The 11,417-nt window shown below is 71.4% G+C and carries 10 protein-coding genes; 4 read left to right on the top strand and 6 right to left on the bottom strand.

All coding sequences use genetic code 11. The features are described from left to right. Positions 1-43: 43 nt before the first annotated feature. Both ACIBH4_RS12760 and ACIBH4_RS12755 read right to left on the bottom strand, forming a co-directional pair. Positions 44-649 carry a trimeric intracellular cation channel family protein gene (locus tag ACIBH4_RS12760; RefSeq protein ID WP_362514384.1) on the bottom strand — a complete coding sequence of 202 codons (606 nt, stop codon included), beginning with the start codon at positions 647-649 and terminating at the stop codon, positions 44-46. Positions 650-710: 61 nt separating this feature from the next. After that, positions 711-2,210 carry a peptide MFS transporter gene (locus tag ACIBH4_RS12755; RefSeq protein ID WP_362765060.1) on the bottom strand — a complete coding sequence of 500 codons (1,500 nt, stop codon included), beginning with the start codon at positions 2,208-2,210 and terminating at the stop codon, positions 711-713. Between the two features lie 180 nt (positions 2,211-2,390). On the opposite strand from ACIBH4_RS12755, the gene ACIBH4_RS12750 reads away from it, so the two are divergent. Together ACIBH4_RS12750 and ACIBH4_RS12745 are read left to right on the top strand one after the other, a co-directional pair. Then, the gene (locus ACIBH4_RS12750) at positions 2,391-4,226 is read left to right on the top strand and encodes an AMP-dependent synthetase/ligase (RefSeq protein WP_362514135.1); all 1,836 of its coding nucleotides are present in this window, start codon (positions 2,391-2,393) and stop codon (positions 4,224-4,226) included. A gap of 172 nt (positions 4,227-4,398) precedes the next feature. Further along, a complete protein-coding gene (locus ACIBH4_RS12745; RefSeq protein WP_362514138.1) occupies positions 4,399-5,256 on the top strand; it encodes a hypothetical protein in 858 nt (285 codons plus the stop codon). Between the two features lie 33 nt (positions 5,257-5,289). On the opposite strand, the gene ACIBH4_RS12740 is transcribed toward ACIBH4_RS12745, so the two are convergent. Genes ACIBH4_RS12740 through ACIBH4_RS12730 form a run of 3 tightly spaced genes read right to left on the bottom strand, consistent with a single transcriptional unit; the run spans position 5,290 to position 8,280 of the window. Then, complete coding sequence (locus ACIBH4_RS12740) at positions 5,290-6,303, bottom strand: NAD(P)/FAD-dependent oxidoreductase (RefSeq protein WP_362514141.1); 1,014 nt, start codon at positions 6,301-6,303, stop codon at positions 5,290-5,292. Beyond that, positions 6,300-6,971: an isoprenylcysteine carboxylmethyltransferase family protein gene (locus tag ACIBH4_RS12735; RefSeq protein ID WP_362765063.1), complete on the bottom strand. Its 672-nt coding sequence runs from the start codon at positions 6,969-6,971 to the stop codon at positions 6,300-6,302. The genes ACIBH4_RS12740 and ACIBH4_RS12735 overlap by 4 nt, the downstream gene beginning before the upstream one ends. A gap of 7 nt (positions 6,972-6,978) precedes the next feature. Beyond that, entirely contained in the window at positions 6,979-8,280 is a 1,302-nt protein-coding gene (locus ACIBH4_RS12730) for a 3-oxoacyl-[acyl-carrier-protein] synthase III C-terminal domain-containing protein (protein ID WP_362765065.1), read from the bottom strand. A gap of 158 nt (positions 8,281-8,438) precedes the next feature. On the opposite strand from ACIBH4_RS12730, the gene ACIBH4_RS12725 reads away from it, so the two are divergent. Then, positions 8,439-9,308 (top strand): UbiA family prenyltransferase, encoded by an 870-nt coding sequence (locus ACIBH4_RS12725; RefSeq protein WP_362765068.1) that lies wholly within the window; start codon positions 8,439-8,441, stop codon positions 9,306-9,308. A gap of 103 nt (positions 9,309-9,411) precedes the next feature. On the opposite strand, the gene ACIBH4_RS12720 is transcribed toward ACIBH4_RS12725, so the two are convergent. Next, on the bottom strand, positions 9,412-10,602 hold the full coding sequence (locus ACIBH4_RS12720) for an FAD-dependent monooxygenase (protein ID WP_362514154.1): 1,191 nt from the start codon (positions 10,600-10,602) through the stop codon (positions 9,412-9,414). A gap of 53 nt (positions 10,603-10,655) precedes the next feature. On the opposite strand from ACIBH4_RS12720, the gene ACIBH4_RS12715 reads away from it, so the two are divergent. Continuing rightward, positions 10,656-11,225: a PadR family transcriptional regulator gene (locus ACIBH4_RS12715; protein ID WP_362514157.1), complete on the top strand. Its 570-nt coding sequence runs from the start codon at positions 10,656-10,658 to the stop codon at positions 11,223-11,225. Positions 11,226-11,417 lie beyond the last annotated feature (192 nt).

Here is an 11,417-nt window from a genome sequence, read left to right as displayed (position 1 = left end):
CTGTGAGCCGACGGGGTCCTCTGGCAGGGGCGGGGCGCGCGGCTCAGTCCGAGGTGACGCCCCTGGCCAGCGGGGCCCGCAGTTTCAGCCGCATGGCCGCGATCCGCAACCCGAAGGCGAGGATCGCGGCGGACAGCGTGGCCGGCCAGCCGTGCAGGGCGAGGGTGTAGAGCAACGCCATCAGGGCCGAGCCGAGCATGGCGGGCACCGCGTACAACTGGCGGTCGTACAGCAGGGTGGGGATCTGCCCGGCGAGGATGTCGCGCAGGATGCCGCCACCGATCGCGGTGGTGACCCCGAGCAGGACGGCGTGCAGCGGGGTGAGGCCGAAGTACATCGCCTTCTCGGTGCCGACCGCGCAGAACAGGCCGAGTCCCGCGGCGTCGAAGACGTTCACCGCGGGCATCACCCGCTCGACGTGCGGATGCCAGAAGAACACGATCACCGTGGCCACCAGGGGAACGACCACGTAGCCGACACTGGAGAAGGCCGCGGGCCGTACGTTCAGGATCAGGTCGCGCAGGATCCCGCCGCCCAGCGCGGTGATCTCGGCCAGCACGGCCATGCCCACCGCGTCGAGCCGCCTGCGTACGCCGACGAGGGCGCCCGAGAGGGCGAAGACGAAGATCCCGACGAGATCAAGCACCATATTCACAGATAAATCATCCCATGACCGGACATATGGGCTTTCCGTTGGATCGAAGGGACCGTCAGCGTGGCGGAGCCGTGCTCGGCGTCCGGTGCTCGCGCATCATCGCATGCAGCCTGCCGGCGAACGCGAGCAGCGCCAGCGACGCCACGATGGAGATCGTGGCGAGGGTGAGGAAGTACGCGGGCTCCGACATGTGGTTCCTCAGCCGTCCCGTCTGCCCGCCCACCGCGTCACCCACCGAGAAGGAGAGGAACCACAGCCCGAGCATCTGGCTCTTGAACGCCTCGGGGGCGAGCTTGGTGGTGACCGAGAGCCCGACCGGGCTCAGCGCCAGCTCCCCGAAGACCTGGACGAGGTAGACCAGCACCAGCCACCACACCGAGATCCTCCCCGTCTGGGCCAGCATGGCGGCGAGAGCCATGATCATGAAGCTCAGGCCGTTGATGAAAAGTCCCACGGAGAACTTGTGGGGAGCGGTCACCCGGTCTCCCAGCCGGACCCAGAGCGCCGCGAAGACCGGTACGAAGATCATGATGAACAACGGGTTGAACGCCTGAGTGGTCGCCGGGGTGATCGACAGGCCGAAGAGCGACAGGTCCGTGTTGTTCTGGGCGAAGAACAGCAGCACGGACGGGGCCAGATCGTAGATCATCCAGAAGACGGCGGCGGCGGCGAAGAGCCAGACGTAGGCCTTCATCCGGGAACGCTCGTCGTCGGTCAGGTTGTGGCTGCCCAGCAGGATGTAGCCGAAGTAGAGGACAGGCACGGCCACGATGAGCAGCGTCATCACCAGGGAGAAGGCGTCGAGGCTGAAAGTGCCCGAGGCCACCCACGCGGCCAGGGCGCCCCCTGCCACGAGGGCGGCCACGACGAGGGCGAGGGTGAAGTGCCCGCGCTCGCGCGAGGTCAACCGGTGGCCGGGCCGCTCGCCCACGCCCATGAGGTGGCGCGCGCCCAGCACGTACTGGGTCAGGCCCAGGGCCATCCCGACCGCCGCCGCGCCGAAGCCCAGATGCCAGCGGTCACCCGCGGCGAGCCAGCCGACGACGATGGGGGCGACGAAGGCGCCGATGTTGATGCCCAGGTAGAAGATGGAGAAGCCCGCGTCCCTGCGCGCGTCGTCGTTCGGGGGGTAGAGCTTGCCGACCATCGTGGAGATGTTGGGCTTCAGCAGCCCCGTCCCGGCGATGATGAGGAGCAGGCCGAGCGCGACGAAGACGCCGCCGCTGACGGGGACGGCCATGCTGATGTGGCCGAACATGATGACGACGCCGCCCCACAGCACCGCCCTGCGGGCGCCGAGTATCCGGTCGGCGATCCACCCCCCGGGCAGGGCGACGAGGTAGATGAGGGCGCCGTAGATGCCGATGATCGCCTGGGCGGTCTGCTGGGTCAGCCCGAGGCCACCCGTGGCGGGGGAGGTGGCCATGAAGGTGGCGAGGATGGCCCGCAGGCCGTACCAGCTGAAGCGCTCCCACATCTCGGTGCCGAACAGCGTGGCGAGGCCGCGCGGGTGCCCGAAGAAGGTCTTCTCGCGAGCTCGTCTCCCCGATGGCATGCGTCCCCCCGAACGTCATCGCGTGATCAGAGGCTAACTCTACGTACGCGTCCCGTCCGCGTGGGAAAGACGGCTGCGCGACGGGGCGTTTCTTCTTTCTTTCAGGGGGTTGTCCGAGGGGAACGGCGTGTGGTGCGATGCATGCCACTCGTGCAAGTGAACACTTTCAGGAGGCACGTCATGGCCGGTGTCCTTGAGGAGCGTGCGGCGATCGAGCGGGAGATCGCGAACCGCACGGTCTGCGATCAGTTGAAGGAGGCGGCCGAGAGCAACCCCGACGCGCCGGCGTACTCCGACCCGGTGGAGGGGGGCTGGTCGACCCTGACGTACTCCCAGGCCAGGCAGCAGATTCTGGAGATCGCGGCCGGTTTCGCCGCCCTCGGACTGGAGCCCGGCGAGGCGGTCGCGCTCATGATGGTCAACCGCAGCGAGCACGTGCTGGCGGACCTGGGCGCGGTGCACGCCGGTGGGGTGTCCTGCTCGGTCTACTCGACCTTCGCCCCGGAACAGGTGGCCTTCGTGGCCGGTGACGTCGGGGCGAGGATCGCGGTGCTCGGCGGACCGGCCGAGCTGGCCAGGTGGGAGCCGGTCCTGGACGAACTCCCCGGGCTGCGCAAGGTCATCGTGCTGGAGGGCGCCCCGGCCGGCGACCGCTTCCTCTCCTGGGACGACTTCCTGGCCCTCGGCCGCGAGACGCTCGCCGCCGATCCCGGCGCCGTCGACGCCCGCTGGCGGGCGGTGACCGCCGACGACGTTCTCACCGTCCTGTACACCTCCGGCACCACCGGCAACCCCAAGGGCGTGCCGCTCACCCACTCCAACGTGTTCTTCGAGGTCGTGGCCACCACCCGGATGGCCGACCTGCCCAACAACGGCACCCAGATCTCCTACCTCACCTACGCGCACATCGCCGAGCGGGTGCTCAGCCTCTACCTGCCGCTCTTCAAGTTCTCCCACACCCACTTCTGCACCGACCTCACCCAGCTCGGCGCCACCCTCGGCCAGGTCAAGCCGGTGCTGTTCTTCGGCGTGCCACGCGTGTGGGAGAAGATGATGGCCCGCCTGCAGGCACTGCTGGCGACCCAGCCGGAGGAGCAGCAGGAGGGCGTGCGCAGGGCGATGGCCGCCGGGCTCGCCTACGTCGAGGCCAACCAGTACGGGCGCACCCCCTCGCCCGAGGTCCTGGCCGCCTACGAGCAGGCCGACGCCGCCCTGCTCTCGATCATCCGATCGATGATCGGTTTCGACAACGCGGGCTGGCTCGCCACCGCGGCCGCGCCCATGCCGCTGGAGGTCCAGCGCTTCTTCGCCGGCCTCGGCCTGCGGATCCTCGACGTGTACGGCATGACCGAGACGACCGGCGCGTTCACCGCGAACGCCCCCGACCGCTTCAAACTCGGCACGGTCGGACAGGCCGGCCCCGGCGTCGAGGTCCGGATCGCCGAGGACGGCGAGATCATCACCCGCAGCCCGGCCAACACCCGCGGCTACCTCGGGCGCCCCGAGGCCACCGCCGAACTCCTCGACGAGGACGGCTGGCTGCACACCGGAGACGTGGGCTCCATCGACGAGGACGGCTTCGTCAGCATCGTCGACCGCAAGAAGGAGCTCATCATCACCTCCGGAGGTGAGAACATCTCCCCGGCCAACATCGAGAACCACCTCAAGGAGCACCCGCTCATCGGCCAGGCCCTCGCCTACGGCGACAGCAGGCCGTACCCGGTGGCGATCCTCACCCTCGACGGCGAGGTGGCCCCCGGCTGGGCGCAGGCCAACGGCATCTCGTTCACCACCCTGGCAGACCTCGCAGAGCACCCCGACGTCCTCAAGGCCGTCGAGGGCGCGATCGCCGCCGCCAACGAGAAGCTGGCCCGCGTCCAGCAGGTCAAGCGCTGGCGCCTGCTGCCGGTGGAGTGGACGGCCGAGAGCGCGGAACTCACCCCGAGCCTGAAGCTCAAGCGCCGCGTCATCCACTCCAGGTACGCGGAGATCATCGACGGCATGTACGAGAGCTGATCGCGGGCCGTCCACGAGCCGCCCGGCGCCCGCCGTCGCCGGGCGCCGGGCCCCTCCCTCCCCGGGCGCGGGTCCCTGCCGGAAAGCGGTCGCGGCGGTCGGTCCTCGCTTTGCCCAACGGGGCGTGTGTCCTCTACCTGCTTGTTACCGGTGGCCTCCTAGCGTCCTGATCATGACGATGAGAGTTCTTCTCGCCTCCCTGGCGGCCGGAGCAGCGACCCTGCCGGTACCGGTAGGAGCCCCGGCCGCGGCCGTCGAGGACCTGACGATCCGCTCGGTGACCCTGCGCCCCGCGACCCCCGTGGTCGGGCCCGCCGACTCCGTACGCATGGTGATAGAGGTGGTGGCCCGGGGGGTCACCGGCCCCGAGGGGGTGAGGATCAAGGTCGAGCCCGGTGCGCCTCCCGCCTCGGCGAACACCTCCTTCCCCGTCACCGCGTCCCGCTCGGGGACGCCCGCACGGCCGGGGCCAGGCCGGGGCCCGGCCCTCGCGCCCGGTCCGGTGCCCGGCCCGGCCTCCTCCGCCCGACTCGCCCCCGGCGCGGCCGGGACGACGAGCGGAGGGGGCGGCTCCCGCCCGGGGACGGGCTGGGAGACCTGGCGGTTCGCCCCGGAGAGGAGCCTGAACCGCTGGTACCCGGCGGGACCCTGGACGGTCTCGGTGACCGCCAAAGGCGCGGACGGCGCCGAGGTGACCGGGCACACGGGCTTCCTGCTGAAGCGCCTGACCAGGTTCGGCGGGGTCGAGGCCGTCAGAGAGGGCTCGGGCGTACGGGTGACGGGCGTGCTGAACAGGGTCGATCCCCAGGGGGACCTCGACTACGCGCCCTTCCCCGGCCAGCCCGTGGAGATCCTGCACCGGCCGGGGGAGAAGGCCCGCTGGACGAAGGTGGCCGGTGCCACGACCGACTCCCGGGGACATTTCACCAGGGCCGTGGGCGATCGCACGGGTGGTGAGTGGCGGATCCGCTTCCAGGGCACGAACCACTACGCCCCGAGGCTGGGCATCGTCCACCAGGTCTCGCGCTAGGTGTGTTTCCCGTACGCGCCGCGCCGGTGAGGGTCAGGCCAGGGCGTGCACCGCCGCGCCGAACAGGGAGGGCATCCGCCGGGCGGCCGGGACGATGAGCCGCCCCGCAGTCCGGTACCTGCGGGTGCCCACCAGCGCCCCGGTGAGCAACCGGTGGCGCCGGGACAGCCGCAACCAGGCGGCCTCGTACGATCCGGGGGTGCCGGCCCGCAGGCAGTCCACCAGCAACCGCGCGGACGTCAGCGCGAGCGACACCCCTTCCCCGGTGAGCGCGTCGACGTAGCCGGCCGCGTCGCCGACGAGCAGCACCCGCCCGGCCACCCGGGCGCGCACCCGCTGGCGCAGCGGCCCGGCCCCGCGCACCGGGGTCGCGGCCGGTCCCTGCAGTCGTTCCAGAAGTGCGGGAAAGTCCGCCAGGTGCTCCGGATAGCCGCGCCGCCGCGAGCTCAGCACGGCGACGCCCACCAGGTTCTCGCCCACCGGCGTCACGTACGCCTCGCCGTCCGCCGCCCAGTGGACCTCGACGAAGTCCGTCCACGGCACGACCGGGTAGTGCCGCCGCAGCCCGTACCTGCGCGGTCCGCGTCCCGGTAGCTCCAGCCCGAGCAGGGCGCGCAACGGGGAGTGCAGGCCGTCCGCGGCCACCAGCCATCGGGCACGCAGCCCCGCGGCCTCGACCCCGTCGCCGTCCTGTCGTACGCCGTCCACCTTGCCGGGCACGACCTCCACGCCCAGTTCCCGCGCCCGCAGGGCCAGAGCGGCGTGCAACGCGGTCCGCCGCACGCCCAGGCCGGACCCGTCGCGGAACGCCGCCTCCACCTCGTGCCGCCGGTCCAGGTAGCGGATGCCGCGCAGCGGCCTGCCCTCGACCCGCACTCCCAGCGCCCCCAGGGCGGCGGTCCCGCTGGGCATCAGCCCCTCACCGCACGCCTTGTCCACCGGGACGGCGCGGGGTTCGACGACGACCGCCTCCATTCCCGCCATGGCGGCGTGGATGGCGGTGGCGAGACCAGCCGGACCTCCGCCCGCGATCAGGACGTCGATCACGTCGGTGTCCCGCCGGTGCCCGGCGGAGCGTCGGTGGCCGGCGCGTCCTTCGACGGCCGGGTTCCCGCCACGGTGGACGACACGGTGGACGGAACAGTGGACGCCACGGTGGTCGACGACGTCGTGGCGGGTGGCGCCGCGGCGAGTGAGGCCAGGGCGTCGTTCTCGCAGCGGATCCGCACCACCATCAGCGCGGCGTTGAGCACGGTGAACACCAGCGCGGTGACCCACGCGGTGTGCACCAGTGGCAGCGCGGCCCCCTCGACGGCGACCGCGACGTAGTTGGGATGGCGCAGCCACCGCAGCCGGTAGGGGCCGCGCTCCACGAGCGCCAGGCCGGGCACGACGATGACCTGGGTGTTCCACTGCGGGCCCAGGGAGGTGATGCACCACCAGCGCAGGCCCTGCGCCGCGACCACCAGGACGATCATCGGCCAGCCGAGCGCGGGCACGAAGGGCCGGTCGGCGAGGCCCGCCTCCAACAGGCATCCGGCGAGCAGGCCGGTGTGCAGGGCGACCATCCACGGGTAGTGTCCCTGCCCGGACATCACCCCGCCGCGCGCCATGCTCCAGCGCGCGTTGCGGCGGGCGACGACCAGTTCGGCGACGCGCTCCAGGCCGACGAGCAGCACGAGCAGTAGATACCAGGACGACAGATGCCAGGACATCGGGCTCCTACCAGCGCAGCAGTACGAGTTCTGAGCAGAAGCCGGGCCCCATCGCGAGGAGGAGCCCCGGCGTACCCGGCGGCGGTGGCCGCAGGGTGAGCGTATCCCGCAGGACGTGCAGGACGGAGGACGAGGACAGGTTCCCGATCGCGGCGAGCGAGCGCCAGGTGAGGTCCAGCGCGTCCTCGGGAAGCCGCAGTGTCTCCGCCACCGCCTCCAGGACCTTCGGGCCGCCCGGGTGGCAGACCCACGCCGTCACGTCCTCGACCCTCAGGCCGTGATCGCGCAGGAAGCCGTGCACGTCGTCCGCCAGATAGGTGCGCACCACCTCGGGGACGCTCGCGTCGAGCACCACCCGAAAGCCGGTGTCGCCGACGTGCCAGCCCATCACGTGCTCGGATCCGGGATACAGGTGGCTGCGCGAGGCCACCACCGTCGGTCCCGCCGTCGCGACCGACGCCTCGGGAACTCCGTACGAAGCGGCGGGTTCGGGGAGCAGCCGGTGCGTCACGGGGGAGGACCTCGCGGATCCCGAGGACGCCGACGGGACGGAAGGGCTGGACAGGGGGAGCCTGTGGTGCGGGGCGGGTGCGCTGTTCGGCGGAGATGACCCGGCGGGCCCGGCGGGCCGCGTCGTCGCGGACGCGCCGCCCGCCCCGGCGGCGCGGGAGGTCGCGGACGGCCCGGCACGCCGTGGCCGCCACCCGTCTCCGCAGGCCACCACGGCCGTCGCCCCGTCGCCGAACAGGGCGCTCGCGACCATGTTGGCGATGGAGTCGTCACCGCGCTGCAGGGTGAGGGAGCACAGCTCGACCGAGAGCAGCACCGCCAGGTGGTCCGGCCAGCCGCGCAGGTAGTCGTGGAGGCGGGCGACACCCGCGGCCCCCGCGACACAGCCCAGGCCGAAGACCGGTATCCGCTTGACGTCCGGGCGCAGCCCGAGCCGTCCGGCCAGCCGGGCGTCCACCGAGGGCGCCGCGACACCGGTCACCGAGGTGAAGAGAATCATGTCCACGTCCTCGGGGGCGGCCCCCGCGTCCTCCAGCGCCCCGCCCACCGCCTCGGCGCCCAGTTCCACGGCCGTCTCGACGAAGGCGTCGTTGGCCGCACCGAAGCCGTCCAGCTTGGCGTACCGTTCGAGCGGCAGCGTCAGGTGCCGTGACTCCACCCGCGCGGAGGCGTGCAGCCTGTCGAGCAGCCGTCGGCTGGCCCCCTCGGGAAGGCACGCTCGCGCGAACGCGTCGGTGATCTCTGCCTGGGAGTGGCGGTTCGGCGGGAGTGCGCCGCGGACAGCGACGATTCGCGTCATCTATCAACCCCCGGCTCGCGAACAGCGGACATCTCCCTCTTGCCCACCTGTCGTGTACTGCATGCGTTACGAAGTCCTCTGTGCCCGTTTTTCAAAGCGGCCAGGTACGGCAGGGAGTCGCGTTCCGGCTCCGTGAGGTTCCCGCCTACGATCGACGGGTGACGACGAGCGGTCCATCGCGCCTGGGTACCCGGCCGTTGCTCCGGGCCGTACAGGGATTGTCGCTGGCCTGTCACCCGGGGCCGACCGTCGCGGTCACCGTCCTGGTGACCGCGCTGGCCGTCGCGAGCGGGCGCGACGCGGCCGGGTGCGTCCTGGTGGCCGCGGCCGTGTTGACGGGGCAACTCTCGATCGGCTGGTGCAACGACGCGGTGGACGCGGCGCGGGACGCCGCCGCTCACCGCACCGGCAAGCCCGTCGCCTCCGGCGCGGTGAGCGTCCGTACCGTGTGGGTCGCCGCCATCGCGGCGCTGGCGCTCTGCGTGCCGCTCTCCCTCGCCTCGGGACCCGCCGCCGGTGCCGTCCACCTGGTCGGCGTCGCCGCGGCGTGGGCCTACGACCTCGGGCTCAAGGCGACCGCGCTGTCCTGGTTGCCGTACGCGGTGGGGTTCGGCTCGCTGCCGGGGTTCGTGACCCTGGGCCTGCCGGGACATCCGTGGCCCGCCTGGTGGGCGGTGACGGCCGCAGCGCTGCTCGGCTGCGGGGCGCACCTGGCCAACGTGCTTCCCGACATCTCCGCGGACCTCGCCGCCGGGGTGAGGGGCTGGCCGCAGAGGCTCGGCGTCGCTCGCGTCCGCGTCCTGATCCCGGTGCCCCTGCTGGCCGCGACGGCCCTGCTCGTGCTGGGGCCCCCGGGCACTCCGGGCGTGGGCGGCTGGGCCGCCCTGGCCGTGGCGGGGGCCTTCACCGCCGGAGGGCTGGCACTGGGCCGGGGCTCTTCACGTGTTCCCTTCGCCGCGGCGATCGCCGTCGCCGCGGTCGACGTCGTCCTGCTGCTCGCGCGCGGCACCGCCATCACCGCACTCTGACCGGTCCGCACCCGGCCCGTACCCGGCTCGTCGGCTCCCGGCAGGCTCGCATCCTGGTCCGTTCCCGAAGGGATCCGGCCGGTGTGATCGTCCCCCTCGCGGTTCAGCGAGCCGCCGCCGGCGGCGCGGACACCGGACCGTCCCAGGAGATCCGGTAGTCGTGTATCCAGGCCAGCGCGTTCCTCCTGTCCACCTGCCGCATGATGGCGGGGAGCGTGAGGTCGCGGAGAAAGGCGCCGACGGCTCCCGGTGCCTTACCGCTTCCGTTGCGTTTGCCGTGCGCCACGATCCGTTCCACCCTGGCCCGCCGCAGTCTCTCGAAGGCGGCGAACGCCTCAGGGGTGGCAGGGATGTCACGCAGGCACTTGGCCAGCACCACCGCGTCCTCGATCGCCATGGACGCCCCCTGGCCCGACGAGGGTGAGGCCGCGTGCGCGGCATCGCCCAGGATCACCATGCGCTCGTTGAACCACTTCGGCACGGTCGGGAGATCGTAGGTGTTCCAGCCGGCCGGAATGTCGTCCGTCGCGCCGATGATGTCGAGCATCGGCCCGGTGTCGTCTTTGAACAACTCCGTCAGCGTGGCGCGCCAGCGCTCGGGGGTGAGCGCCGCGAGATCCTCGGGGGTGGGCTCGACGGGGCTCGGAGGGTTGGCGAACCACCACACCTGCCCGTCCGGGTGGAGAAGGTAGCCGAAGAAGGCACGCCTGCCGAAGATGAAGTGGTTCGTTCCCGGCTCGCCCGGCACCTCGACGCCGTCGGCGAAGCCGCCCGTGTTCAGCAGTCCGACGTGCCGGGCGCGTGGCGCGCCGGGGTCGATGACGGTGCGTGTGCGCGAGCGGAGCCCGTCGGCGCCGACGAGCAGATCGCCCTCGGCCGTGTCGCCGTCGGCGAAGACCGCCCGCACCCCGTCCGCGGTGATCGAGGCGTCGGTGAGGCGCTTGCCGTAGTGGATCCGCACGCCGCGCCGTACGGCCTCGTCGCGCAGCGCGAGGTAGAGGTCGGCGCGCCTCAGCGTCCGGCTGGGCTGCCGGGTGGAGGCGAGCGGCCTGCCTCGGCCGTTGAGCATCAGCATCCGCGAGGAGTCCATGCCCAGGTCGCGGACGAGGTCGTGCAGGTCGAGGAGGCGCAGGGCCTCGATCCCGTTGACCGCGAGCGTGAGGAAGACGCCCACGCCTTCCGATCCGCGGTCGTAGGCCTCAAAGACCTCGCAGTCCACCCCGGCACGCCGCAGGGCCATCGCCGTCACCGGACCCGCGATGCCCCCGCCGATGATCAGTGCTTTCTTAGTCATAAAATGACTATACATAGAATAACTATTGGATGGCGAGCCCTACGATGTTCGCCATGTCTACGAGGCGATCTCCCCTGGCCATGGCGTTGCTCTCCCTGGTCGTCGAGGCGCCGATGCACGCGTACCAGATGCAGCGTCTGATCAGGGAGCGGCACAAGGACGACGTGGTCAACGTCGCGCAGCGCAACAGCGTGTACCAGACCATCGACCGGCTGCTGCGCGACGGGCTCATCGCGGTCCGCGAGACCTCACGCGAGGAGAACCGCCCGGAGCGGACCGTCTACGAGCCCACCGACGCGGGCCGTGACACGCTGCGGCGGTGGATGCGGACGATGCTCTCCGAGCGGGCCCGCGAGTTTCCCGAGTTTCCCGCCGCGCTCGCCTTCATGCTCGTGCTGCCGCCCGACGAGGTCCGTGCCGCGCTCGAGGAGCGCCTGTCCTTTCTGCGGGCGCGGCTGTCGGAGCTGGAGGCCGATCTGACCGAGGGGGGGAGGTTCCTGCCCCGGGTCTTCCTGGTGGAGTCGGAGTACCAGCGGGCCGTGCTCGGGGCCGAACTCGACTGTGTCCGCGGCCTCGTCGACGACCTGCGCGCGGGCCTGCTCGACTGGGACTACCGCATGTAGTGCCGGAACCGGTGGATGAGAATTCGCCGGGAGTGCCCTCGTCGCGCGAAGGAATTTCGGATGAGCTGTGAATGTGGATCCGGTCGCAAGGGAAACGGGAAGGCGCTTTCGGTGGTACCTGAGAGGTATTTCCGCAAACACAAATAAAGCGACGACCGAAATTGATATGTCAAATACGGGGTGAGGTCGGGT

This window comes from Streptosporangium sp. NPDC050284 (assembly GCF_044459525.1).
Classification (GTDB): domain Bacteria; phylum Actinomycetota; class Actinomycetes; order Streptosporangiales; family Streptosporangiaceae; genus Streptosporangium.
This window is presented reverse-complemented; position numbering and strand designations above follow the sequence as displayed.